The sequence below is a fragment of the Prosthecobacter sp. genome (assembly GCF_014879935.1).
Taxonomy (GTDB): Bacteria; Verrucomicrobiota; Verrucomicrobiia; order Verrucomicrobiales; family Verrucomicrobiaceae; genus Prosthecobacter.
The window spans coordinates 13,783-39,439 of the sequence record NZ_JACSRD010000177.1; the positions used below are offsets into that span (position 1 = coordinate 13,783).

Genomic DNA, 25,657 nt, shown 5'->3' on the forward strand with positions numbered 1-25,657 from the left:
TTTTATCTTCGAGGGGATGATTGCTGCCAGATTTTTGAATCCGCCCTCACGCCCCAGACGCATAAGAGCGCGTGAATCGAGCAGGAACGAAGTCATCCACATCTTCATGGAATCGGGCGGCGGCCCAAATGCTGCTCATGCTCCGGCAGTGGTTCGACTCGGATTTCAGGCCGGAAGGCTGGAACGCTGAGAAGGATTTGAAGGAGGGTGTCGATTGGAAGCGCTGCATCCCGTTCATCGTGCTCCATCTCGGTTGTTTCGCGGTGCTGTGGGTAGGTTTTAGCTGGGCGGCACTCATCGCGGCTCTGTTGCTCTATGCCGTGCGCATGTTTGCGATCACTGCGTTCTATCACCGCTATTTTTCGCATCGCAGCTACCGCACCTCGCGTGGGATGCAGTTTCTCTTCGCTGTGCTGGGCAACAGCTCCTGCCAGCGTGGCCCGTTGTGGTGGGCTTCCGTGCATCGGCATCATCACCAGCACTCCGATGATGATCCAGACGTGCATTCGCCGGTGAAGCGCGGCTTCATGTGGTCGCACATCGGCTGGCTGACGAGCGCGAAGAACTTCCCGACGGACTACAGCCGCGTGCGTGACTTGCAGCAATTCCCGGAGCTCGTCTTTCTCAACCGCCACGACCAGATCGTGCCCATTCTCTACGGTGTGGCACTTTGGTTCACAGGTTCGCTGCTGGAACGCCACGCGCCCGGCCTCGGCACGAATGGAGCGCAGATGTTCGTGTGGGGCTTCTTCATCAGCACCGTGCTGCTGCTGCACGCGACCTTCTTCATCAACTCACTCGCGCACGTGTTTGGCAGCCGTCGCTTCAAAACCTCCGATGACAGCCGCAACAGCCTGCTGCTCGCGTTGCTCACGCTCGGCGAAGGCTGGCACAACAACCACCATCGCTACGCCGCCTCGGCACGGCAGGGCTTTTACTGGTGGGAGATCGATGTGTCCTACTACCTGCTGAAGATGATGTCCTGGGCCGGGCTGATCTGGGACCTCAAAGCGGTGCCTGCCAGCGTGTATCGCGAGGCACGTGAGCTCGAAACCTCCCAATCGTCCGCCGCATGAACCGTCCACGTCTCGCCATCATCGGCACCGGCGTCGCCGGGCTTGGCTGTGCGCACTTTCTGCAGCACGAATTCGATCTGACGCTCTTCGAGCAGAACGACTATGCCGGCGGCCACACGAACACGGTGAACGTCTTCGAAAGCGGTCGCGAACTGCCGGTGGACACGGGTTTCATGGTCTTCAACCACGTGACCTACCCGCTGCTCACGCGGTTGTTCAAAGAACTCGACGTGGAGACGAAGCCGACGTCGATGTCCTTCAGCGTCTCGCACCTCGAAAGCGGCATTGAGTACAACGGCACCTCGCTCGGCCATCTGTTCGGCCAGCGGCGCAATCTGCTGCGGCCACGCTTCTGGAAGTTTCTGACGCGCATCAACCGTTTCAACGCCGAGGCCATCGCGGCGCTCGATGATCCGACGTATGCGCGCATGACTCTGGGCGAGTACGTCGTCGCCCGCGACTACGGTGAGGATTTCCTCAATCTCTACATCGTGCCGATGTCCTCCGCAGTCTGGTCCACGCCGCCGGAGCTCATGCTGTCCTTCCCGGCGCTCACGCTGCTGCGCTTCTGGCACAACCACGGCTTTCTCGGCCTGCACACGCAGCACCCGTGGTGGACGGTGACGAATGGCGCGAAGTCATACGTCAAAAAACTCACCGCGCCCTTCAAAGAGCGCATCCGCCTCGGTTCACCGGTGGTTCGCGTCGAGCGCACTTCCTCCGGTGTGCGCGTCACCCCTCGAGACGGAGCGGCGGAAGTCTTCGACAAAGTCATCTTCGCCAGTCATGCCGATCAGACGCTGCGCATGATCGCCGATCCGACCGAGCTGGAGTGCGAATTGCTCGGCTGCTTCCACTACCAGCCGAACAAGGCCACGCTGCACACCGATGAGAGCTTCATGCCGAAAACGAAGCGCTGCTGGGCTTCGTGGAACTACCGCATCAAGCCCACGAAGGATGGCGCGGTCGAGCCGAGCACGCATTACTGGATGAACAGCCTCCAGGGCGTCTCCGACACGACGAACTACTTCGTTTCGATCAACGCCGCTGATGAGATCGCCGAGGACAAGGTTATCAAGCGCATCGCCTACGAGCATCCGCTCTTCGACATGGCCGCCATCGACGCGCAGAAGCGCCTGCCGGAGCTGAACCGCCTTTCGCGCGATCAGACGACCTACTTTTGCGGCAGCTACTTCCGTTACGGCTTCCACGAGGACGCCTTCGGCTCGGCGGCGGCCTTGTGCCGCGATTTGCTTGGGAAGGAGCCCTGGTGATGCCTGATTCATCGCACATCTACGAATGCACGGTGATGCACCAGCGCCTGCGGCCAAAGCGCCACGGCTTCTCCTACCGCGTGTTCTATTTGTGGCTCGATCTCGATGAGATCGACGCGCTGGACGCCGATCTGGCTTTGTTCAGTCGCAACCGCTTCAATCTCTTCTCCTTCCACGATCGCGATCATCTCGGTGGCGGGCATGAAAACGTCAAAACCGGGCTGCTGGCCGAATTGGCGGCTCGTGGCATCGACACCAGCCGGATCGCCTCGATCAAGATGCTCGCGTTTCCACGTGTGCTTGGCTACGTCTTCAATCCAGTCACGTTCTTCTACGCGTTCGCGGCCGACGACACGCCGCTGTGCGCGCTGGCACAGGTCACGAACACCTTCCGCGAGCAAAAATTCTACCTGATGCCCGAACCGGGTGCGGACGGCTTCACGCTCGTCACACCGAAGCTGTTCTACGTCTCGCCCTTTTCGGCCCTGGACCTTAAGTTCGACTTCCACCTGCGCATTCCGTCCGAAAAGCTGCACATCACCGTCGATGACGCCGATGACGACGGCAAAACGCTCGTCAGTGCGCTCACCGGAACGCGGCGTGAACTCACCAACGCCGCGCTGCTGGCCTGCGCGGTGAAATACCCGCTGCTGACGCTGAAGGTCATCTTCCTCATCCACTGGCATGCTTTGCTGCTGTGGCTCAAGCGCGTGCCGTGGTTCGCCAAAAGCGCGAACCACGAGCTCCAGCAGGCGGTTCTGCGTCCGCATCATTCCATCCTCCCCGCCAAATCATGAACACCACCCTGACTCTCGACGAAACTCCCGCCATTCCGCAGGCCAGCGCTGCCAAAACCGGTTTCTACGAGTGGCTCGTGCTGCAGAGCTTCAAACCCTTCGTGCATGGCGGCATGCGCATGATCTGGCCAGACGGCCGCACACGCGTGTTTGGCGCTCCGGGGGCCAAAGTGACGGCGGAGATGCGCATCCGCAGCATGGACTTCTTCAAGCGCTGCGCCCTTTACGGCAACGTCGGCTTTGGCGAGGCCTACGTCGATGGCGATTGGGACACCGACAGCATCGCGGACGTGATCTCGTGGTTCATTCTGAACCTGTCGAAGACCCAGGGCTCGCGCACCTCGTCGGGCAAGGTGGCGTTCGTGAACTTCCTCAACGTCGTGAATCGCATCCAGCACCTGCTGCGGCCGAACAGCGTCACCACGAGCCGCCGGAACATCGCGGAGCACTACGACCTCGGAAACGACTTCTACTCCCTCTGGCTCGACGAGACCATGACCTACTCTGCCGCGCGGTTTGAATATGCCGGGCAGCCGCTCGCGGAGGCGCAGGCGTCGAAATACGAGGCGCTGTGCCAGAAGCTCCAGCTCAAACCGGGCGATCACGTGCTCGAAATCGGCGGTGGCTGGGGCGGATTCTCCTGCCACGCGGCGAAACACCACGGCGTGCGCGTCACCGCCGTCACCATCTCGCAGGAGCAGCACAAATTCGCCACCGAGCGCGTCGCGCGTGAAGGTTTGTCGGATCAAATCGAGATACGCCTTCAAGATTACCGCCACATCACCGGCCAGTTCGACAAGATCGCCTCGATCGAGATGCTGGAGGCTGTTGGCGACCAATTTTTGGAGACCTACTTCGCGAAATGCGCCGAGGTGTTAAAGCCGGAAGGCCTGCTGGCCTTCCAGATGATCACCGTGGCCGACTGCCAGCACCAGGACCTGCGCAAAGGCGTGGATTGGATTCAAAAGCACATCTTCCCCGGCTCGCTGCTGCTCAGCGTTGGCCGTGTGAACCAGGCCATCAACCGCACGAGCGATCTCTTCATGCATGGCCTCGAAGACCTCGGCGCTTCGTATGCCAAAACGCTGCGGCTGTGGTTTGAGCGCTTCAACGCGAAGCTCGCGGAAGTGAAGGCGCAGGGTTTTGACGAGTGCTTCATCCGCAAGTGGAACTACTACCTGCAGTACTGCGAGGCGGCCTTTGCCACGCGGAACATCAGCGTCGTGCAGGCGGTGTACACGCGGCCGAACAACGCCACGCTCCATCAAGCCTTCTAAACGTCATGATCTGGTTCCTGCGCTGCTTTTTCATCGTCGTGCTGGTGTCGATGCTCGCGGTCACGAGCTGGGCCTCGATGAATTGCGCCCTGTGGGACATTCCTGGCAGTGTCGGCGGTCATCCGTGGTTCATCGCCACGTTGTTCGACACTTACTGGGCGTTTTTGACCTTCTACTGCTGGGTCGCTTACAAGGAGCGCACGTGGCTGGCACGCGTCGGCTGGCTTTTGGGCATCCTGCTGCTCGGAAACATCGTCATGGCCGCCTACATGCTCATCGAGCTCTTCCGCGTGCGGCCTGATGCGCGGATGGAGGATCTGCTTTTGCGCCAGTCATGACGGAAGCCGTCCAGCATGAATCTCTCTGGCGGCGCTGGGTGCTGAACCCTGTGATCACGCAGCTCACCCAGGGTATCACGGCTGCCAAAATCGCGCAGGCCATCGCTTTTGGCGTGACGATCGGCGTGTTCCCGCTGCTCGGCACGCCGACCTTGCTCTCGCTGGCGATTGGTGTGCCGCTGAAGCTGAACCAGCCGGTGCTGCAGGTGTTTCGCGAGCTGAGTTATCCGCTGCAACTCGCCACGGTGCTCCTGTTCATGCGCGCCGGCGAGTCGCTGTTCGGCGCCGAGCATGTGCCGTTGTCGATACCGATGCTCATGGAGCGGTTTTTTGCCGCGCCGGGCCAGTTTCTCGCTGACTTCGGCATGATCGGTCTTTATGCCGTGGTGGTGTGGCTGCTCATCGCGCCGATTTTGTTTGGCGTGATCTATTTCATCAGCCGGCCGGTCATTGAGCGGCTTTCGCAACGTCTTCCCCGCACCCGCCATGCCTCCTGATTTCTGGTTTCTCATCGCTCTCGGCACGGCCATCGCAGTGCTGCTGTTTGGCCTTACCTGGCTGCTCAGCCTGCGGCTGAACAACTTCAGCTTCGTCGATGTGACATGGTCCTACGCGCTCGCGGTGATCGCTCCGGTGTATGCGTGGCTCGGCGGTGGTCTGCCGCCGCGCAGGCATCTTGCGCTAGCCATGGCGACGGTGTGGAGCCTGCGTTTGGGCACCTACCTCTTCTTCCGCGTCAAAAAACACCATCCGCACGAAGACGTGCGCTACGAGGTGCTGCGGGAGAAGTGGAAGGGCAGCCTGGCGCGCAGTTTCTTCTTTTTCTTCCAGGCGCAGGCCGTGCTGATCGTGCTGCTGTCGGTGCCCGTGCTGCTCGCATGTGTGAATCCAGCGGCGGAGTTATCAGGTTTCGAAATCATCGGTTTTGTCGTTTGGGCGGTTGGCGTGGGGGGTGAAGCGCTCAGCGATGCGCAGATGAAGCGATTCAAAGCCGATCCGGCCAGCAAGGGCAAAGTCTGTCAGATCGGCCTGTGGCGCTATTCGCGGCATCCAAACTACTTTTTCGAGTCGGTCGTGTGGTGGGGCTTCTGGCTCTTTGCCTGCGGTTCACCGTGGGGCTGGGCCACGATCTACGCGCCGGCGATGATTCTGTATTTTCTGCTTCGTGTCACAGGCATCCCGCTCACGGAGGAATGCGCGGTGCAGTCGAAGGGCGACGCCTACCGCGAGTATCAACGCACCACGAGCGCCTTCGTGCCGTGGTTTCCGAAAAACTGAATCCACCCGCCGATCCCAAGCGAACTCCGCACCGTCATGAGCACCATCAACGCCATCCTCGCCAAGAACATCCTCCCTGATGCCATGATCCGGCTCGGCATCCGCCAGCGCCTCGCGGAGACGCTGCGAGAGAACAAACAGCCCACCGTCGAGGCCCAGCGCGCAGCCTTGCTGCGCTACGTGCAGGAGCTGAAGCAGATGCCCGTCGCCATCGCGACCGACGAGGCCAACCAGCAACACTACGAGGTGCCGACGCGCTTCTACCAGCTCGTGCTCGGCAAGCGTTTGAAGTACAGCAGCGGCTACTGGCCGGATGAATCGACCACGTTTGATGAATCCGAGGCGGCGATGCTCCAACTGACCTGTGAGCGTGCCGAATTGCAGGACGGACAGCGCATACTTGAGCTCGGCTGCGGCTGGGGCTCGCTGTCGCTCTGGATGGCGGAGCATTATCCGAATGCGCAGATCACCAGCGTCTCGAATTCACGCACGCAGAAGCAGTTCATCGACGCCGAGGCGGCCAAACGCGGCCTGAAGAACCTCACCATCATCACCGCGAACATGATCCACTTTGAAGGCGTGGGCGAAGGCGTCTTCGACCGCTGCGTGTCGGTGGAGATGTTCGAGCACATGAAAAACTACCAGGAGCTGCTGCGCCGCATCTCCACGTGGTTGAAGCCGGGTGGGAAGCTCTTCGTGCACATCTTCACGCACCGCGAATACGCCTACCACTACGAGGTGCGCAGCGATGACGACTGGATGGCGAAATACTTCTTCACCGGCGGCCAGATGCCCAGCGACGACCTGCTGCTCTACTTCCAGGACCATCTGCGCATCGAGGACCACTGGTGTGTCTGCGGTCAGCATTACAGCCGCACCAGCGAGGCCTGGCTGGCGAACATGGACGCGCACAAGGCCGAAATCCTGCCGCTGTTCGCCGAAACCTACGGCAAAGAAAATGTCACGCGCTGGTGGGTGTGGTGGCGTCTGTTCTTTCTCGCTTGCGCCGAGCTGTGGGGCTATCGCGGCGGCGAGGAGTGGATCGTTTCGCACTATCGCTTCGTGAAGCCATGAAGATCCCGCCTGTCATCTGCAGTTTGATTCTGAGCGCAGCTTCTGCCTTTGGAAACTTTGCGGAGCTGGTGAGACAGGGCGACGAATACGATGCCCAGTTCAAAGCGGAGGCGGCGCTGCAATACTACCTGCCAGCGGAAAAGTTGAAGCCGGATGATGCCGCACTGCTGGTGAAGATCGCGCGGCAGTATGTTTATCGGATGTCGGAGCTGTCGTCGAAGGCCGACCAGTTGAAGTCAGGCCGCACGGCGCTCGACTATGCCGAGCGTGCGGTGAAGCTGGCTCCGAACGAGTGCGACTCGCATCTCGCGCTGGCAATCTGCCTCGGCAAGCTGACGCCGCTGATGAGCAACAAGGAAGGCATCGAGGCCTCACGCCGGATCAAGTCCGCCGCTGAGACGGCGGTGAAGCTCAATCCCAAAAACGACTACGCCTGGCATCTGCTCGGCCGCTGGCATCAGGAACTGGCCCAGATCGGCGGTGTCACGCGTGCGGTGGCCTTGATCGTGTATGGCGGGCTTCCTTCGGCTTCGTATGACGAGGCCGTGCGTTGTTTTCAAAAGGCGAACTCGCTGAATCCTGCCCGGCTGCTGCATGTGATTGAGCTTGGCCGCACCTATGCGCTCATGGGGCGTGAGGAAGAAGCTCGAAACTGGATCCATCGCGGTCTGGCGATGCCTGATCGCGAAAAGGACGATGCTGAGACCAAGCAACGAGGCCGGAAGACACTGAAGACGCTCGGTTGAGCGGACATCTGCCTCACAGGCCTTTCGGTTCCTGCAACGGGATGTCCACCACGCAGGGCGCATGATCGGAAAGACGGTGATCCACGTCGTCGAGAAATCCGCTCAGCGTCTCGCCAAAGTGCGGGGCGAGGCGATACGAGTGGTGGTCTGGCTGCGCCGAGGGCGGGGCTTTGACAAAGATCCAGTCCAGACGGCCGAGGCCGAAGGGGCCGATGGGGCGCTTCACCCGGAAACTCGGCGTCTGGCCCTTGATGGCCTTCTCGTTGGAGTTCGCCAGGGTGGCCGTGGAGCCGTTGATCGAGCGGTCACGGTCGCCCCGGAAGTCAAACCGGCCGCCATCGGCGAAGCGGAAGTCGCGCACACGGTTGAACAGGCTGCGGCTCCGGTTTGGCAGGATCACGGGAATGTGCGGCGCCATGGGGCTGTGGAGGTTTTTGACGTTGTTCAGCAAAATGCGGCCGGAGTTCACCACCACCGGCACGGTCATGAGCACGTTCATGCCGACGCCGAGCCAGGTCTCCGAATCCATGGTGGTGCGGGCCAGCACACGTCTGGCGGAGGTGGGACTGAGATCGACTTTTGACGTGTTGTGATCGCCCGCCATGACCACGGTGTGGGGGATGTCCTTGATGTAGCCGAGGATCTCCGCCATCTGCGCATCCCGGTCCTGCGGCTGTGCTTTGATCTCCAGGTGGTTGTGGATGACCGTCAGTGTGTTGTCAGGCATGCCGGGCACATCGAGATCGACGCGGAAGAAGATGCGGCCGCCGATCTTCATCTCCCGCACGGCCTTGTTCTCAAACACAATTTCGGCCGCGAATCGACGCGTGTCCTCCGTCAGCGCCGTCTCTGCTTTTTCTCCCTCAAACCAGTCGTATGGCTGGGTACGCAACTGGAAGCAGGTGGCGCTTTTGATCGGGTAACGCGACAGCACCGCGAGACCGAAGACGCCCTTGTAGCGGGCAGGATCAGGCTCCGCCGTGCCACTGTGGGCGGAAGAGGTCTCAAGGCCGAGCAGCACCGGGTCGATCTCGAGCTGCTGCGGCGCATAGGCGTAGTTCATTCCCAAAGCCTGGGCGATCTCACGCGCAGCGTCACGATAGCCGGACCGGGTCACGCCGAGGTCCATCTCCTGCAGCAAAATGACGTCAGCTGACGCCAGACGTTCCCGTTCGCGCAGCAATTCCTCACGCCGTTTGCCGTCGATGCCCGTGCCGAGCAGCTTTTCATAGGCTTCGGGTGAGCGCAGGGCCTGGGCAGCCTCGCGGACACGTAGAGACTTTTCAATGTTCCAGGTGGCCACCCGGATGAACTCGCCCAGCGAATCGTTTTGTGCGCGTGTGGGTCGTGCTCCGCGATGCCAGGCCTCGTTTGAGATGATCGGCTGGTTGAAGAAACGCTGCAGCTTGCCTTCCAGTGCCCCATCGGGTTTGGGCTGCCTTGCCAGGCTCTTGAGTTCTTCCAGCGTGAGAAAATCTGTTCCCTGATGACGCGGGCCGCTTCTGGCAAACCCGCGCACCGGCTCACGTGTGGCGACCTGGGTGTGCTTGATGTTCGTCTTTGGCAGCGTCCCGCAGGCGGCCAGCAGCAGCGGGAATGAGAGCAGCGATTTCAGCAGGCAATGGTTCATGAGCGCCGCCGATCTTATCCGCGATTGTGCGGCGTGTCCCCTGAATCGAGCCAAAGAAAAAGGGAGGCTGTCGCCAGCCTCCCTTCGTGAGTCTTGAGCCTCGTTTCGATCAACCCAACGCAGCAGCCACAGCGTCGCCGGTGATGCCGAGCTTCTTGAACACCTGATCGCCCGGGGCGCTGAGGCCGAAGCGGTCGATGGCGATGATCTGGCCCTGCGTGCCGACGTATTTCCACCACAGACCAGACACGCCGGCCTCGATGGAGATGCGCTTGGTGCAGGAAGGCGGCAGCACTTCGTCGCGATAGGACTGCGGCTGACGGTCGAAGATCTCGAAGCATGGAAGGCTGACGACACGGACGCCTGGCTTGCCCTTGGCACCGGCGACCGCGTGCTGCACTTCGGACCCCGTGGCGATGACGATGGCTTCGAGCGGAGCGGTTTCCTTCACCAGGACGTAACCACCTTTCAGCGTGCCTTCGCGACGAGCGGCGGCGCTGGCACTGCCCTGATGCGGCAGGTCCTGGCGGCTGAGAGCCAGCAGGGTGGGGCCGTCAGCACGGCTGAAGGCGGCGGCGAACGCTGCTGCGCACTCCTCAGCGTCGCCGGGACGGATGACATCGAGATTCGGAATCACGCGCAGACCGCTGACGGTTTCCACCGGCTGATGCGTCGGGCCGTCCTCACCCACGCCGACGGAGTCATGCGTGAAGATGTAGGTGACTGGCAGCTTCGACAGCGCGGCCAGACGGATGCTGGGGCGGCAGTAGTCAGCGAAGACGAGGAAGGTGGCTCCGCTGGCAAGGAACAGGCCGTCGTAGGCCATGCCATTGCAGATCGCGGCCATCGCGTGCTCACGGATGCCGAACCAGATGTTGCGGCCCTTCGGATTGGCAGCGCTGAAGTCGCCACCGTCCTTGATGTAGTTCTTCGTGGAGCCGAAAAGGTCGGCGCTGCCAGTGGTGAGGTAAGGGATGGCCTTGGCGATGTGATTCAGGATCTCGCCGCCGCTGTTGCGGGTGGCGGCCTTGCCTTCGGCCGGATATTCCGGGATGAGCTTCAGCAGATCGGCGGCGCTCTGTTGGTGAGCGCGTGCGGCTTCGAGCTGCTTCGCCAGTTCCGGGTTCGCAGCCTCCCAGGCGTCGAATTTCTTCGTCCACTCAGCCTTGGCGGCACCACGCTTGGCCTTGAGATCGGCGAAATAGGCCCTGACCTCGTCGCTGACGTAGAAATGTGTGCCCTCAGGCAGGCCGAGGCCTTTCTTGGCCGCATCGATGAACTTCGCACCGCCTTCGCCGTGCGCCTTCGCGGTTCCGGCCACCTCGGGGATGCCTTTGCCGATCAACGTCTTGGCGATGATGATCTTCGGCTTGCCGTTGTGGTTGTTCTTGGCCGTTTCGACCGCGCCGAGGATCGCGTCGAAGTCGTGACCGTCGATGGTCACGGCGTCCCAACCCATCGCGGTATAAAGCGCCTGAGCGTCCTCGCTTTGCGTCACCTTCGCCATGGCGTCGAGCGTGACGTCGTTGGAATCATAGATGACGATCAGATTGTCGAGGCCGTTGTGGGCGGCGAAGGCCACCGCTTCACGCGCCACGCCTTCCTGCAAGCAGCCGTCACCAGCCAGGGCGATGATGTGATTGTCCAGGATCGTGTGCTCCGCCGTGTTGTAGGTGGCAGCGGCCATCTTGCCGCTCAGGGCGAAACCGACCGCATTGCCGATGCCCTGGCCGAGCGGGCCGGTGGTGCACTCCACGCCGACGGTTTCAAACGACTCCGGGTGACCCGGCGTGTGGCTGCCCATCACGCGGAACTTGGTCAGCTCCTCCAGGGAAAGGTCATAGCCGCTGAGGTGCAGCCAGGAGTAGATGAACATCGAGCCATGGCCCGCGCTGAGGATGAAGCGGTCACGGTTCAGCCATTTCGGGTCGGCGGGATCGCACTGGAGGTTCTGGCCGAAGAGGACGGCACCGATTTCCGCCGTGCCGAGCGGCAGGCCGAGGTGGCCGGAGGAACACTTGTGGACCGCGTCCATGGCGAGGCCACGGGCTTGATTGGCAGCTTGGGCGAGCAGGGCTTTGTTCATAAAGCAGAGAGCGAAGGGCTAAGGGCGTGGGTTTTGAGAAAGCGCCAGATGCGGCCGGGCGCGCGGGCGTGTTCCTTACTGGCACAAGGGGCGGTTTCAAGGTCGAAAAGTAGGGCGAATCGGACGTTTGAAAGGCATGCTGAACCATCACTCACGCCGCCGCTTTCTCGCGGCCGCCGCTTTGGCTTTCGGCTCGTCTTTGCTCGGCCAGAAAGCCGGCCATCGCCCGAACGCGATGCCGCCGGGAAAGTGCTCAATCCACGTGCCCGGATGCTGGTGAACATCAGCGCCAAGTCCGCCGACCTGCCTGCCCCATGGCCGCGCATGCTCACTCCCATCTCACCTCAGGGCTTCGCGAAGCACCGGCTCGAACACATCCGCCTGGCGCATAAACCCGAGGTCGGTGGCGTGGGAGGCATCATTCGCGCCTTCGGCGTCGGTGCCGTACAGCGCGTCGCCGCCGATGTAGTGCAGATGGGCGACTTTCTCGGCCTTGAGCTGCTCGTACGCGGCTTTGAGTGCGGCGTGATTGTCGTCATGAAACTTCGCCTTGGCCGGTGTGATCCATGAATTGGTGAATCGGCGGTCTTCGACGAGGATGATCGGAGTCGTGGCGTGTTTGGAGCGCAGTTGCTTGATCAATGGCACGCATTTGGCCGTGATGTCGGCCGGTCCCATGTTCGGGCAGCAGTCGATCACGATGGCGGCGGGGTCGAGTTCGTTGAGGAGCTCACCGACGGCAGCGTCCATGCGGCCGTTGCCGGAGAAGCCGAGATTCATCACCGGGCGGTCGAACCGGCGCCCGAGAATGGCGGTGTGAACCATGCCTGGACGGGAGGCGTTCGCTCCGTGCGTGATGGAGGTGCCGTAAAAAACGATCGGTTTCTCGCGCGGTTTCAGTCCTTCGAACTTCGCATCCTTCGGAACGCCGATCTCGAGTTTGTCGATGCCGTTGTAGAGGGGAAGGTAGGCGGCGAATTCATGCTCTCCCGGGGCCAGATCACTGATCATGACTGCCTCGACGTGTTGCTTGTCCGGCTTCGGGCAGGCCACCCAACGCCACGCGCCTTTGTCATCCCTCGCATAAAGATCGAGGCCACTCACTCCGGTGGCCGGCATCGCAGGCATGGCGATTCCAGAGTCCATGAGATCATATCGGCAGTAGATCGCCTTCGCGTCTGTTTTGAATCGCACCACCATGCCGGCGCTGTCACGACTGAGGCCCCAGACGGCAGGGGTGACGGTCTTTTCAGCCTTCGCGGGAAACCGGTCAAACCAACGCTTCCGGTCCTGATCTTCCCACCCACGGCCTTCCACGCCCCACGTGGTCACATCATGCCATTGGGCATCCGCCGGAATGGTGGGGCCTTTGGGCTTGACGGGAGCCTTGGGAGCGACTGTTTGTGCCAGCAGGGATACGCTGGCGAGGAGAGAGAGCAGGATGGCTGGTTTCATGGTTCACGAATCGGTTTCAAAGCCGACGTAAACTCATTACAAACAGAGCGGACGCAAAGCTCAACAACTTTCGTTGAGCGTGCGTCCGCATGACAAACGTCGGGGTGACAAAGGACCGCTCTCTTTCTCAATGCCCGTCGTATTTGAGACGTGCCGGTGCCCGGCACGTTTTGGACCGACGGCCCGGTCAGCGCACAGGGGTGCGGCTCTTCTTGTAAATCCAGTGCTCGACACGGCCGTTGCGCACACAAGCGATCGCCTCAGTCATGACCATGCCGTAGCCGCGGGAGTAAAAGTCCCTCGCCGGTGGCACAAGTTTGCCGTACTCGACGGGCACCATCCAATAAAGCCTGTTGTTGTAGGCTCCGATATAGGCGGAACCGTACCGGGTGACATTGTGAGGATTGATAGTGGTCACCTCACCACTATGCATGCTGTTGATGAGCAGGGGATAACGGCCTCGGAAATCTCTCGCTGGGCGGAGTCCGGCGGCGCTGTTGTATCCTGCTGAAGAATACGGAGATTCTGCCTGCGCAACAGCTGCCATTGACGCAAACGTGACGAGAACAAGAGGAAGGAAGTAGGTTCTGAAGTTCATAGTGGTGAAGTTGGACCTGTGACGTGACTGTGATCAAGTTAGGTAACGTGACCCAGCCAATGGGGAATATGTGGGATGGAACGGACCTAAGTCAACGAATCACTTATGACAGTGGCGTTTCCCAACCTCGTGATCGCTGGTCAACACCACAGTGCTCCCCAACACCTGATGATGTGAGGCGTCACCATCTTTCCCGACTTTTTTCGGCGGCAAGCTTCGACCACACGTACCCTGACGCTTTTTCCAACTGCGCAAGACTTATGCGGCAAATCGCCGCTCCACATCAAAACGGAATATCGTCGTCCTCCATGCCGTCCGTGATCGGACCTTCGCCAAAGTCGTCGTTCTGCTGGGCCGGAGCGGGACGCTGCTGCGGGCGTTGCTGTGGAGCTGGACGCTGTTGAGGGCGCTGCTGCGGGCGATTGTAACCGCCACCTCCTCCGCCTCCGCCACCAGAGTAGCCGCCTTCATCATCACCGCCTCCGCCGCCGGAGCGTTCACCGCCCTGCGGACTGCCGAGGAACTGCATCTGTTCGCCGACCACACGCAGACGCGTGCGTTTCTGGCCGGTCTGCTTGTCTTCCCAGGAATCCATCTGCAGGCGGCCTTCAATGAACACCGGACGGCCTTTGTGGAGATACTTGCCGGCGAGCTCGGCCAGCTTTGACCACAGCACGACATCGACAAAGGTCACTTCCTCCACCTTTTCGCCGCTCTCCGAGCTGTACACGCGGTTCACAGCGAGGCCGATGTCGCAGACGGCGCTGCCCTTGGGCGTGTAACGCACTTCCGGGTCGCGGGTGAGATTGCCGATGAGCATGACTTTGTTGAAGGAGGCCATAAACGAGGAGTGGTGGAGTGCTGGGGCGAAGTGTTACGGCATCTTTGCCGGGGGCCGTGCATCGGGGCAATGTATTTTTTGGCATCCCGGGCGGCCGCGTGCATTCTGCCATGTGCAGGAACACATCGACGGCTTCATCCTCCATCTGGCGACCGAGCGCGGCCTGTCGGTGAACTACCAACTGCTCGTGCGCCGGTTTCTGGAGGCCTTCGCGTCATGGTTCAAGATGCGGCATCAGTCCGAAAAGCCCGGGGAGGTCACGACCGATCACATCGCGGGTTTCCTGGCCCAGCGGAAGAAGGACGGCATCGCCGCGTCGTCGGCACGGATCGAATTGATTGCGCTGAAGATCTTCTTCCGCTGGCTGGTGGCACGCAAATATATCCCCATCGATCCGGCGGATGCCATTCTGCCGCCACGGCAGGAAAAACGGCTGCCGGATTCGCTCAATGAGGACGAGGTGCGAAGGCTCATCGAGTCTGTGGACGGCACTGCGCCGCTGGACCGCCGTGACCGGGCGATCCTGGAGTTGTTTTACGCCAGCGGCGTTCGTTTATCCGAGCTGGCGGATGCGAGGCTGGAGAATCTGAGCCTGGAGGAGGGCTGGATTCGTGTGACGGGCAAAGGATCAAAAACCCGGCTGTCACCGGTCGGCATGGCGGCCCGGGAATCGCTGGCGGCGTGGCTGGAGTTCGGCCGTCCGGCGTTGGTGAAGCCGAAGACGCAAAGCCACATCTTCATTTCAAAGCTCGGCACGAAACTCACCACGGCACGCATCCAGCAGATCGTGAAGGAACGTGCCGCGATGTGCGGGCTCGATCCCGCGCGTATTCATCCGCACCTGCTGCGGCACAGCTTTGCCACGCATCTGCTGAACAACGGCGCTGATCTGCGCGTGATTCAGGAGATGCTGGGCCACGCGGACATCTCCACGACGCAGATCTACACGCATGTCGATCAGGCCCGGCTGAAAGAGGTCCACCGCCGCTTTCACCCGAGGGCCTGAGCGCACACATCGCCCATGCGGGCATAGACTTCGCGGCCGGCATGGCTGTGTTCGATCAGATCATCGGCGAAGCGGATGCGGCCCGGCTCGAAAATCGTGATGCAGCAGGAGCCGCCGAAGCGAAAACAGCCCTTCTCAGCGCCCTTCCTGATTGGAGCATCGGGTGCAAAGGTCTGGACGATGGACCCCACGCAGGTGGCACCAATTTCGAGCAGCAGGACATCGCCGAGGTCTGGCGTGCGCAGGACGGTGATCTCGCGTTTGTTCTCCCACAGGATCGAAGGGCGTTTGCGCAGCGCGATGGGACTTACGGAATAAAGAGGCCCGTTGATCAGGCGTGACCTGCCCGGTGTGCCGTCGCACGGAAAATGGAAGCGGTGGTAGTCCACTGGGCACAGACGGGAGATGAGCATGCTGCCGTTGGCGAAGCGTCTGGCGGTCTCGGGCTCATTCAGCAACGCGGGGAGGTCGAACCGCGTGCCTTTGACGAAAAAGTCGCCACATGCGGCGATGTCCGGCAGCACCAGATGCCTGCCATCCGCAGGGAAAACGATGTCTCCGGTCCCTGTGGCGATGGGACGGGCCTGCGGCTTGAGTTTGCGATAAAAGAACTCGTTGAAGGTGCGGAACGAGTCCGGCGGATCGGCAAATTCGGCCGTGTCCAGGCCATACGTCGCGAGGAAAGGGGCGATCTTCGCACGGCTGGCTGGATCATCCATCCGGCGGCCATACCACTGGGAAAAGAAGGCCCGTTTCACCAGCGCGTTCAGTGGCAGCGTGCCGAGCGGACTTTCATAGGTGAAGCGCAGAAAGCCTTCGCCATAGACCGCCTCGGTCTCGATGCGGCCGGTCAGGCGGTTGAAGAAGGTGATGGGTTCGGCTGGCATGGGACTTGTTCACATAACGCCACACCAAGAAAACGCCACACGAACAAAGCTGGCGACAAACCCGATTCCGGGCATAGTCGCGCCCCCTGACCGACCTCATGAGCGAAACTGAAGCCAGCACCGAGAACCAGCCGGAGATCTCCTCCGGACTGGTGGACCTTTCTGATCTGAAACTGATGCCCACGTGGGTGAGCGACATCGGCAAGGAAGAAAAGATCAAGCAACGCTACGCGGACCGCGACGATGACCGGCCTCAACGTGGCGGACGTGATGACCGCCGTGGTGGTGGCGGACCAGGCTTTGGCAATCGTGACCGCCGTGGCGGACCTCCACCTCGTCGCGATGGCCCTGGTGGCGCTCCACGTCGTGATGGACCTGGCGGCCCCCGTCGCGATGGCCCCGGCGGCGGATTTCGTCCGCGGGGTGAAGGCGGACCGCGTCGCGATGGCGATGACCGCCGTGGCCCGCGCCGTTTCGGCGACCGGGATCGTGGCGGACCGCCGCAGCGCGAGTGGGTGGAGATTCCGAAGGATGTGCAGGTCACGATTTACCCTGAGGACAAGGCGATCGACGCCCTGGCTTCGCATGTCCGGCAGACAGGGCACGCTTTCAGCATGTTTGACGCCTCGCGTCTCGTGCTCGCAGGCGGGGATCGTTTCATGGTGCGCTATCGCTGTGCCGAGGAGCGCCCCGCCGGCTTGTTCAACGTGACGACCGACGGCAGCCTCTTCCTCACGCGTGATGAGGCGCTCGCCCATGTGCTGCGCAGCGCCGCGCTGGATGAGTTTTATCGTGTGGAAGATGTCGAGCTCGAAGCTCCGAAGGGGGACTTCAAGTCGGTGGCCGTCTGCGGCATGAGCGGAGAGATCATCGCCCCGCCGAGCCATCACAGCTATCAAACCGGCCTCATCCGCCTGCATCGCGAACGCTTTGCCAACATGCCGTTTGAGGACTTCAAACGCCGCGTGCGAGTGGAGGCGAATCCTGAACTCGTCGAGAAATGGAAGGAAAGCGTCAGCAAAGGCCACCGCTGGGTGTGTCTTAAAGGCGAGGTGGCCGAAGGTGCCGAGCCGGTGTCCTTCAGCTCCCGTTCCGACATGGAGGCGCACTTCCGCCGCACGTTCGGGAATGACGCGGTCATCGAGCTGCGCGAGGTCAGCGTACATGGCAACATCGACAAGCAGAAGCTTTCGCCCGTGCTGTTCATCATGCTGCGCCAGGCCGTGGATGCCGCGCGGAAGCATCTGTTCGAGATTTCCCAGAAACTCGGCTCCGGCCTCGAGCGTCGTGGCCTGCGCCTCTTCAAACGCCGTGCGGGCAAGCAGTATGTCTGCCGCGTGAAGCCGCGTGCGATCGAGAACGGCATGGTCTTCTCCGACCGTCTGGCCGACATCGTCGAGATCTTGAAGAAGAATCACGGCATGACGATGCAGGCGCTCGTCGAGGCCATCATGCCTTCGCCACCACCCATGGATGGCGTGGATCCGAATGCTCCAAAACACCCCACCGAGGGTCAGGTCGGCGTCATCAAGGACATCCGCTGGCTCGCGAACGAAGGCTACGTCATCGAATACAGCGACGGCATGGTCTTCCTCGGCGTGCAGGGGGAAGCAACCGCTCCGAAAAAGGAAGGGCCGGCAGACAAGGCGGCTCCGCAATCGGCCGCTCATGCATCGGAACCGGCTGAACCAGCGTTGCATGAAGCTCCAGTGGAGGAGTCCATGGCGGAGACAGCGCTGGCCGAACAGGCCGAAACGGCCCTGGCTGAAGCTTCATCTGTGGAAGCCTCTGCCACCCCAGAAGCCGAACCTGCGCTCGAAGAAGCCCCGGTGGAAGAGTCCATCGCGGAAGAAGCCATGGCCGAGGCGGCTGAAACGTCGCTGGCGGAATCCTCCGTGGAAAAACCTGCGGCTGAGGAAAAAGGCGCCGCCTGATTTTGGCTTCAGCGGCCCTCTTGAACAGCCCACAGCATCTTCACGGCCTGCACAGCGGCTCTGACATTGTGCACGCGGAAAATCTGCGCACCGCGGGTCATTCCAGCGGCGATGCAGGCGATCGTGCCGGCGTCACGTTCCAGCGCAGGCACGCCCAGCACGTCGCCAATGACCGTTTTGCGTGAGACGGGCAGCAGGACGGGCCGTTCAAAGCGATGCAGACGCTCCAGATCGCGATAGATGGTCAGATTGTCATCCCGCTGCTTCGCGAAGTCGATTCCGGGGTCCAGGACGATGTTCTCACGCGGCAGGCCGACGCTTTGCGCCATGACGATGCGCTGCTCGAAGAATTGATCCAGCGTGGCCATGATGTCCTCATGCTGGACGTGCGTGTGCGGTACCTTCGGCTGGCCGATGCTGTGCATGATGAGCAGTCCGGCCTGGTGTTCGGCACAGAGCTTCGCGTTGAACGCGTCCGGGAGCCCGCTGATGTCGTTGATGAGGTCGCCGCCGTGCGGCAGCACCTCCGCGATGACATCGGAGCGCCAGGTGTTAATGGAAAGCAGCGGCGTGTTGAAGCGAGCCTTCAGTTCCGGCCACTTCGCCAGAAAAGGCCGCAGACGGTCGATCTCCTCGTCCACGCTGATCGCCTCGCGATTCGTCCGCGCACTTTCAGCGCCGATGTCAATGATGTCCGCCCCATCGCGAAGCTGCTGCTCCGCCTGTGCCAATGCGGCGGCGGGATCGAGTGTGCCATCACCACAGAACGAGTCGTCGTTGATGTTCACGATGCCCATCACCAGCGGGCGGCGGGGGAACTCGATCGTATGCTGGCGGGCGCGGAAAATCATGCGACAGACCACTTTTCGGGCAGCGGGACGATTTTGCGCTCCCGTTTTTCAAACCGCACGGTGGTCGTGTAGCCGACGCTGCGGACAAGTTCGAGCGCCTGGTTGAAATCCACACCGACATCGGTGGGCACGTGGGCGTCGGAATTGATCACGATGGGCACCTTGGCGCTGAAAGCCATCTCCAGCATCTCACGGGCGGGGTAGATCTCGCGCACGTCCTTGCGCAGGCCGGCGGTGCTGACTTCCAGAATGCCGTTCGTATCGACGAGCGCCTGGATGACCGGCTCGTAGTAATGGCGCAGATCACCGGACGGCCGAAGGCCGAAGCGTTTGGCCAGGTCCGGGTGCGCGTGGAAGTCGAACTGCTTCGTGCGGATCATCTGCTCGTAGAGTTTCCAATACATGCCCCACATGTGCTCGACGTCGGCGGCTGTTTTCCAGCGCGAGACGTGCTTCGGGTCGTCCACGGCGATGCCGTCGTGGATGTAGTGGACGCTGCCGATGAGATAATCCCAGCCGGCCATGCCCGCCGTCTCGTCGATCCACTTCTGATAGCCTTCAATGTGATCGCATTCGAGGGCGAGGCGGATCGGGAAGCCCGGCAGCGCCTCCTGAGCCTCCTGCACCAGTTCAAAGTAACGCGGCAGGTCGGACAGCGGCATGCGCCAGTCGTCGTAGTGCTCCGGCATCGGGTTGTGATCCGACAAACCGATCTCCGCGAGGCCGGTCCGCTGCGCATGTCGCGCATAATCGACCGGATTTCCCTCCGCGTGCAGGCAAAGCGGCGTGTGCGTGTGATAGTCGGTGAGCATGCGCTTCCGAAGCACGGGGGAGGCTGCGGCGCAAAGACGTTTTCGGGTTCCAGGAGAAAGTCGGTGCGCACGGTGCGTGCTGACCTTTGGTTGAAATTCTTGCCAGCACTCTGTAAAGACACCCGATGGCCGTGCCGAATGACCCCGCGACCACCGCGTCCCGTGCTCGTTTTGACACGACGCGGTGGAGCCTCGTCGCCGCCGCTGACAGCAAGCACTCGGACGTGGCCGGTGAGGCACTGAACGATCTCTGCCGCGCCTATTGGCGGCCGATTTATGCTGAGATTCGTCGGCGGGGTCATGCGGCGGATGCTTCGCAGGATCTGACGCAGGATTTTTTTGCGCGGCTGCTGCGGCATGAGGCTTTTGGCAGGGCGGATCGGGAGAAGGGGCGCTTCCGCACCTTCCTGCTCGGCGCACTGGATTTCTTCCTCATTGATCATTTGAGGAGCAAACAAGCGCTGAGGCGCGGTGGGGGTGAGATCCTGCTGCCGTTCTCCACGCAGGAAGGTGAGAGCTGGTTTCGTGAACAGCCGGCGTATGGAAGCACGCCTGCGGAGGCCTTTGATCAACAGTGGGCTGTGGTCCTGATGGATCGCGCACTGGAGGCGCTGCGGGATGAGTATCGAGCCACGGGGCGTGAGAATGTCTTTACGGCGGTGGAGCCGTTTCTGACCGCCGACTCAGGCGCGGACGGCTACGAGGAGGTTTGCGGGCAAATCAGTCTGACCCCCCAGGCATTTGCCGTCGCCGTGCATCGGGTGCGGCGGCGTTTTCGTGCCTGTGTGCGGGAGCAGGTCGAGAGGACGGTGCGCGATCCCGCCGAGGCGGCTTTGGAGATGAAACATTTGTTCGGCCTTTGACCGCGTGAACGCCGACACCTCCAACTGCCTCTCTTGCGGCACGCCGATCACGGCGGAGGTGCTCGGTGGTAAATGCCCGGCGTGCTTGAGAAGGATCGCCCTTTTTGAGCCCAGCTTGCCGGAGGACACGCTATTGGATACGCCTATGCCACGGCGGCAGACCGGCTGGGAGCCGCCCACGGTGCAGGAGGTGGCGGCGCTGCTGCCGAAGGGATTTTACTCGGTGGAGACCTTCATCGGACGCGGTGGCATGGGCGCGGTTTACAAAGGCACCCAGACGGTGCTGAAGCGGCCGGTGGCGATCAAGATCATGCGCCAGGACCAGGCGGTGGATGCGGAGTTTCGCCTGCGCTTTCTGCGGGAGGCGCAGACGCTGGCGCGGATGAGCCATCCGGGCATCGTGAATGTGATCGACTGCGGTGAGGCGGGGCCGGACATGCTTTTCATCGCGATGGAGTATGTGGAGGGCACCGATCTGATGGAGGTGCTGGCCGCGAATCCGATGACCGAAGACATGGCTTTGGAAATCCTGCCGCAGATCTGCGAGGCGCTGCAATTTGCGCACGAGAACGACATCGTGCATCGCGACATCAAACCCTCCAACATCCTGATCACAAGCGATGGGCGGGTGAAGCTGGCCGACTTTGGTTTGGCGAAGCTGATGGACCCTGGCAGCACGCTGCTGACGCGCTCGAACGTGGGCATGGGCACACCGGACTACGCCGCGCCGGAGCAGTTCATGCCGGGGGCCGCGGTGGACCTGCGGGCGGACATTTATGCGCTGGGCGTGCTCATTTACCGCATGATCACGGGTGATTTGCCGCGCGGCGCCTGGAAGCCGCCGTCCCACAGCGCGGCGGTGCATCCGAAGTGGGACGAGGTGGTGCGTCAGGCCATGCAGCCCCGCCCGGAGGAGCGCCACAGCAGCGCCAGCCTGGTGGGCGCGGACCTGGTGAAGATCAGCACGCTGCGGAAGCTGTCCTCCGGTGTTTCCCCACACAAGCAGCCCCGCCGCAGCGGTCTCCGCTGGATCGCCAGTGCTGCCGTCATCGTGCTCGCTATCGTTGGCTGGCTCACGAAGGACAGTTGGAGTCCCAAACCATCCTTATCAGGAGGTCAAGGCACCTCCAGCGACCCCATTTCTTCCGCGCCCGGCACATCCGTTGATTTGATTGCCGAGACACGCGCCGATGTGCCTGCGGTGAAAGGAGACGCCTCGGCACTGACGGCAGTGGATTTCCAGGAGGACCAGTGGACCGATCTGCTCCCGCACATCGATCCCGCGCGGGATGCCATCAGGGGAGCCTGGGAGAAAACGGAGGCAGGTCTTGCCTGCACGATGCCCTCGCAGTGGGCGCTGTGCTCGTTCCCGTTGCAGGAGCCGAAGGGGGATTACGATCTGCGCTTCCGCGTGACGCGCGGTGATGGCTCGCACCTCGCGATGTTTTTCCTGTTCTGCAAAAACGGCGCCGGTGGTTATGCGCCCGTGGATTACATTGACAGTGCTAGGTCCGAGTTTGCCGATGGTCGGCGCGGTGCGGGCATCGAGAGCATCGGGCCGCCCATGTATGCGCCGGGCGGAGTGATGGCCCGCCGCGCGGAGTGGCTGCCGAAGGGGAAAACGGCAACGGTGCTGCTGCAGGTGCGTGAGGCGGTGGTGCGTCTCCTCGTGGACGGCACGGAGGCGTGTCGCTGGCCGGCAGAGTGGGCCAAACTCCGGCAACCGGGCGGCACGGGCGGGCCACTTTTCAAATCGCTGCCGCCGCAGCCCTTCTTCGGTGTCGGGATTTTCAACTGCGCCGCCGTCTTCCATAAGATCGAGATGCGGCGCGTCCTGGCCACCGCGCCTGCGCTGGAAGCCACCCTGTCCGTGAACAACACCCCGCCGCCACCGCCCGCCTACCCCGAGCCAAAGCAGTGGGTGGATGCCACCAAAGAGGTGCGCGCGACTGTGCTGGCCGAAGACCGCGGCGAGGTGAATGGGGAGTGGCTGCATGTGGCGAAAGCGGGCAAGGTCATTCTCGAAGACGAGCGCTCCTTCCAGGATGTGGCCCTGCGCGCCACTTACAAAGGACGGCTCTTTCTTGTGCTACGAGATAACCGGCTGAGGCACTATGTCGCCAATCTGAACCTTCAAACGGCCACAGTATGGTTTTGGTCTGCGGACGAAAAGGAGACTCCCGGCTTCACCCGGCAGCGGATTGACCTGGGGAGTGATTACGACCCAAAGCAGGAGCATGTGGCCACCTTTGTGGCGCGTGGGCCAAACCTGGAGTTCTGGATCGACGGGAAGCTCGTGGCCTCTCAACTCGATGAATCCCTTCCCGCCGGCTCCATGCATGTTCAAGTTTACAACCCGAATGAAGCTGCCGAGCCGTTGTGGATTAAAAAGGTCGAATACGGCGTGCTCGATGACGCGGCAAAGCCGTGATTTGCACCCCGGCCTTTCCAAGCGGCACTTTCTGCGCCTTTCTTTGGCGCATCCACGATGCCGTCCTCCCCGTCCAGTCCCGCAGCCTCTCCACATGATTGGGAGCCGCCCGCGATTTCCACCGTGGCCGCCATGCTGCCCGCAGGTGCCTACACGGTGGAGTCCCTCATCGGTCACGGCGGCATGGGAGCCGTCTATAGAGGCACGCAGCTCCGGCTCAAGCGGCCCGTCGCCATCAAGATCATGCGTCAGGATGTGGAGGCGGACGCGGACTTCAGCGCCCGCTTTCTGCGCGAGGCGCACACGCTCGCGCGGCTGAGCCATCCGGGCATCGTCAATGTCATTGATTGCGGCAAGGACGGCGCGGACCTCAGCTATATCATCATGGAGTTTGTGGATGGCACGGACCTCGCCGAACTCATGCGCTCCGGCCCGCTGACCGAGGAGCGTGTGCTGGAGCTGCTGCCGCAGATGTGTGACGCGCTCCAGTTCGCCCATGACAACGGCATCATCCATCGTGACATCAAGCCCTCGAACATCCTCATCGGGCGCAACGGGCGGGTGAAGCTGGTGGACTTCGGCCTCGCACGGCCCGTGGAGCCGGGTAGCACGCTCCAGTCAGGCTCGCACGTCAGCTCAGGCACCCCTTTTTACGCCGCGCCGGAGCAGCTCACTCCTAGCGCTGCGCTGGACCATCGCGCGGACATCTTCGCGCTTGGCGTGCTGCTCTATCAGATGCTCACAGGCCAGCTACCTCGCGGCGCATGGCAGCTCCCCTCGCAGATCGCCGCCGTGAGCCGCAAATGGGACGCCATCGTGGAGCGCGCCATGCAGCAGCGTGCGGAGGACCGCCATGCCAGTGCCAGCCTGCTCCGTGCCGATGCGCTGGCGATCAGCACAGCAAGTGCATCCGCGAGCGAGGCCTGCGCTTCATCGCGCAGAAGTCTTCGCCTTCCCTTGATGGCGTGCGCTGCGTTTGTTGCGCTTGTCATCGCTGGCTGGTTCACCCAAGACCTATGGAAGACCGGGGCCGCTGCGGGAGGAGTTGCGACCACGCAACCACCACCCTCCATTCCGCTGCCAGACCCCATCCGCATCTGGGATGCAGCGGACAAGATTCCCAAACAGCCCGGCGTGGCGTGGGAAGACGATGCGCTGCGGCTGGACAATACCTCCGTGAGCCAATCATTCCCTGCCGCCCATGAAATCGCAGTCAGGGCATCCATTCGCTTCAATCCAGACACTGCGGGCGTCAATATCAGCCTGCGGACGGCATTGGGCGATACCGGGCTTTATTTGCTGAGCGTGGACTTTGCGCAATCCGCGCTCGTTCTCCAAGTAATCGAGAAGCTGCACACCCAGCAGCGCTTTTTGAAGAAATGGGACCTGCCGCGGCAGTATCGCCCGGGCGAGTGGCTGCCCGTGGAGCTGCGGGCGGACGGCGGAGAGATCAGTGTCTCGCTCGAAGGCAGGCTGATGGGCAGCGTCCGCGATGATACCCACACCGCTTTCACCGTCTATACCCTCTGGAGCAAGCCCTACGCCCACTTCCGCGACATCGGGTATGTGCCGCTGGGGCCAGAGCAGCAGGCACCGGACTCGGCCACGCCCACGCCCGTCTTCCTGAAGGAACCACCGCCGCAGCAACCCGTGCCCGCGCCCGCCGCCTGGGTGGATGTCACCTCCGCCGTGCAGACAGCCGTGGTAAGTGCAGGCGCGGGCACCGTCCGTGATGGACGGCTCCAGTTCACCCAGAAACACTACCTGACTCTTCCGGACGGACTCATTCATGAAGATGTCGCCGTGCGCATGAAGCTCCGTGGCAGCGGCGGGATCGCCCTGCGTGCCATTCCAGGCTACCGCAGCTATCAGTCCGGCGTGGATCAGTATGGAGCTTCCTTGTGGTGCTGGGATGGTGGGTTGAACAAGCGAGTGCTGTTCGACCAGAAACTGCCCCTGACGCCAGACTTCGATCCCGCGCAGGACTACGAGCTGCTCATGGCCGTGCGCGGCGACCTCATCCAAGCCTGGGTCAACGGCAGGCTCATCGCCAGCCACCGGGACAGCGACCTCAAGCAAGGCCGCATCCTCCTCTCCTTCACCGCCGCAGATGTCGGCTCCCCGCTGATGCCGAACCTCCAGAAGGTGGAATACGCCGTGCTGAAGCAGCAGCCGTAGGCAGCGCGGCAAATCCTCCAGGATTCCGGCTTGTGAAAAAAAACTTCACGCGGCCTGTAATCGGCCCGCAGTGTTTCCGAAAAGCGGCGGTGAATCATGTCATCGCGTTCCCATCTCGGCGGTTCCTGCGTCCCGTGCCCCACCCATTCGGGTAATTGGCCTTCCACGGCCCCGTCTAATGGCCTGGATGGAAATCAGCGCGGATGGAGATGCCCCCAGTGACCA

Annotated in this window: 22 protein-coding genes; 14 read left to right on the top strand and 8 right to left on the bottom strand. The window is 62.0% G+C overall.

Annotated elements, in window-relative coordinates:
- The first annotated feature begins 137 nt into the window (after window positions 1-137).
- Genes IAE77_RS18790 through IAE77_RS18830 form a run of 9 tightly spaced genes read left to right on the top strand, consistent with a single transcriptional unit; the run spans window position 138 to window position 7,860 of the window.
- Window positions 138-1,076 carry an acyl-CoA desaturase gene (locus IAE77_RS18790; protein WP_345780997.1) on the top strand — a complete coding sequence of 313 codons (939 nt, stop codon included), beginning with the start codon at window positions 138-140 and terminating at the stop codon, window positions 1,074-1,076.
- Window positions 1,073-2,350 (top strand): FAD-dependent oxidoreductase, encoded by a 1,278-nt coding sequence (locus IAE77_RS18795; protein ID WP_294229835.1) that lies wholly within the window; start codon window positions 1,073-1,075, stop codon window positions 2,348-2,350. Before IAE77_RS18790 ends, IAE77_RS18795 begins: the two co-directional genes overlap by 4 nt.
- Window positions 2,350-3,147, top strand: a complete 798-nt coding sequence (locus tag IAE77_RS18800; RefSeq protein ID WP_294229838.1) for a DUF1365 domain-containing protein — start codon at window positions 2,350-2,352, stop codon at window positions 3,145-3,147. Before IAE77_RS18795 ends, IAE77_RS18800 begins: the two co-directional genes overlap by 1 nt.
- Entirely contained in the window at window positions 3,144-4,424 is a 1,281-nt protein-coding gene (locus tag IAE77_RS18805) for a cyclopropane-fatty-acyl-phospholipid synthase family protein (RefSeq protein WP_294229840.1), read from the top strand. The genes IAE77_RS18800 and IAE77_RS18805 overlap by 4 nt, the downstream gene beginning before the upstream one ends.
- Before the next feature lie 5 nt (window positions 4,425-4,429).
- Window positions 4,430-4,762 (top strand): DUF1475 family protein, encoded by a 333-nt coding sequence (locus tag IAE77_RS18810; protein WP_294229843.1) that lies wholly within the window; start codon window positions 4,430-4,432, stop codon window positions 4,760-4,762.
- Between the two features lie 50 nt (window positions 4,763-4,812).
- Window positions 4,813-5,259 (top strand): DUF2062 domain-containing protein, encoded by a 447-nt coding sequence (locus tag IAE77_RS18815; RefSeq protein WP_294229846.1) that lies wholly within the window; start codon window positions 4,813-4,815, stop codon window positions 5,257-5,259.
- Window positions 5,249-6,040, top strand: a complete 792-nt coding sequence (locus IAE77_RS18820) for a DUF1295 domain-containing protein (protein WP_294229849.1) — start codon at window positions 5,249-5,251, stop codon at window positions 6,038-6,040. Before IAE77_RS18815 ends, IAE77_RS18820 begins: the two co-directional genes overlap by 11 nt.
- A 36-nt stretch (window positions 6,041-6,076) precedes the next feature.
- Entirely contained in the window at window positions 6,077-7,114 is a 1,038-nt protein-coding gene (locus IAE77_RS18825) for a cyclopropane-fatty-acyl-phospholipid synthase family protein (protein ID WP_294229852.1), read from the top strand.
- Complete coding sequence (locus tag IAE77_RS18830; RefSeq protein WP_294229855.1) at window positions 7,111-7,860, top strand: hypothetical protein; 750 nt, start codon at window positions 7,111-7,113, stop codon at window positions 7,858-7,860. The genes IAE77_RS18825 and IAE77_RS18830 overlap by 4 nt, the downstream gene beginning before the upstream one ends.
- 13 nt (window positions 7,861-7,873) lie before the next feature.
- On the opposite strand, the gene IAE77_RS18835 is transcribed toward IAE77_RS18830, so the two are convergent.
- The 5 genes from IAE77_RS18835 to ssb all read right to left on the bottom strand — a co-directional run bounded on the left by IAE77_RS18835 (window position 7,874) and on the right by ssb (window position 14,470).
- Window positions 7,874-9,490, bottom strand: a complete 1,617-nt coding sequence (locus IAE77_RS18835; protein ID WP_294229857.1) for an endonuclease/exonuclease/phosphatase family protein — start codon at window positions 9,488-9,490, stop codon at window positions 7,874-7,876.
- Window positions 9,491-9,599: 109 nt separating this feature from the next.
- Window positions 9,600-11,576 (bottom strand): transketolase, encoded by a 1,977-nt coding sequence (gene tkt / locus IAE77_RS18840; protein WP_294229859.1) that lies wholly within the window; start codon window positions 11,574-11,576, stop codon window positions 9,600-9,602.
- A gap of 339 nt (window positions 11,577-11,915) precedes the next feature.
- Window positions 11,916-13,031: an SGNH/GDSL hydrolase family protein gene (locus IAE77_RS18845; RefSeq protein WP_294229861.1), complete on the bottom strand. Its 1,116-nt coding sequence runs from the start codon at window positions 13,029-13,031 to the stop codon at window positions 11,916-11,918.
- 187 nt (window positions 13,032-13,218) lie between these two features.
- On the bottom strand, window positions 13,219-13,629 hold the full coding sequence (locus IAE77_RS18850; protein ID WP_294229864.1) for a hypothetical protein: 411 nt from the start codon (window positions 13,627-13,629) through the stop codon (window positions 13,219-13,221).
- Window positions 13,630-13,912: 283 nt separating this feature from the next.
- The gene (ssb, locus tag IAE77_RS18855) at window positions 13,913-14,470 is read right to left on the bottom strand and encodes a single-stranded DNA-binding protein (protein WP_294229866.1); all 558 of its coding nucleotides are present in this window, start codon (window positions 14,468-14,470) and stop codon (window positions 13,913-13,915) included.
- A gap of 112 nt (window positions 14,471-14,582) precedes the next feature.
- Between ssb and IAE77_RS18860 the strand changes: the two genes are divergently transcribed.
- A complete protein-coding gene (locus IAE77_RS18860; protein ID WP_294229869.1) occupies window positions 14,583-15,476 on the top strand; it encodes a site-specific tyrosine recombinase XerD in 894 nt (297 codons plus the stop codon).
- On the opposite strand, the gene IAE77_RS18865 is transcribed toward IAE77_RS18860, so the two are convergent.
- Window positions 15,461-16,363, bottom strand: a complete 903-nt coding sequence (locus tag IAE77_RS18865; RefSeq protein ID WP_294229871.1) for a phosphatidylserine decarboxylase — start codon at window positions 16,361-16,363, stop codon at window positions 15,461-15,463. The two genes, IAE77_RS18860 and IAE77_RS18865, sit on opposite strands and share 16 nt — an antisense overlap.
- 98 nt (window positions 16,364-16,461) lie before the next feature.
- Here IAE77_RS18865 and IAE77_RS18870 point away from each other — a divergent pair, with 98 nt between their 5' ends.
- A complete protein-coding gene (locus IAE77_RS18870; protein ID WP_294229874.1) occupies window positions 16,462-18,297 on the top strand; it encodes a hypothetical protein in 1,836 nt (611 codons plus the stop codon).
- Between the two features lie 8 nt (window positions 18,298-18,305).
- Here IAE77_RS18870 and folP read toward each other — a convergent pair whose 3' ends face one another.
- Both folP and IAE77_RS18880 read right to left on the bottom strand, forming a co-directional pair.
- The gene (gene folP, locus IAE77_RS18875; protein ID WP_294229877.1) at window positions 18,306-19,148 is read right to left on the bottom strand and encodes a dihydropteroate synthase; all 843 of its coding nucleotides are present in this window, start codon (window positions 19,146-19,148) and stop codon (window positions 18,306-18,308) included.
- On the bottom strand, window positions 19,145-19,960 hold the full coding sequence (locus IAE77_RS18880; RefSeq protein ID WP_294229879.1) for a histidinol-phosphatase HisJ family protein: 816 nt from the start codon (window positions 19,958-19,960) through the stop codon (window positions 19,145-19,147). The genes folP and IAE77_RS18880 overlap by 4 nt, the downstream gene beginning before the upstream one ends.
- A gap of 131 nt (window positions 19,961-20,091) precedes the next feature.
- On the opposite strand from IAE77_RS18880, the gene IAE77_RS18885 reads away from it, so the two are divergent.
- The 3 genes from IAE77_RS18885 to IAE77_RS18895 all read left to right on the top strand — a co-directional run bounded on the left by IAE77_RS18885 (window position 20,092) and on the right by IAE77_RS18895 (window position 25,432).
- Window positions 20,092-20,823, top strand: a complete 732-nt coding sequence (locus IAE77_RS18885; protein ID WP_294229882.1) for a sigma factor — start codon at window positions 20,092-20,094, stop codon at window positions 20,821-20,823.
- Window positions 20,824-20,827: 4 nt separating this feature from the next.
- Window positions 20,828-23,254, top strand: a complete 2,427-nt coding sequence (locus tag IAE77_RS18890; RefSeq protein WP_294229884.1) for a serine/threonine-protein kinase — start codon at window positions 20,828-20,830, stop codon at window positions 23,252-23,254.
- Between the two features lie 132 nt (window positions 23,255-23,386).
- Window positions 23,387-25,432, top strand: a complete 2,046-nt coding sequence (locus IAE77_RS18895) for a serine/threonine-protein kinase (protein ID WP_294229887.1) — start codon at window positions 23,387-23,389, stop codon at window positions 25,430-25,432.
- Window positions 25,433-25,657 lie beyond the last annotated feature (225 nt).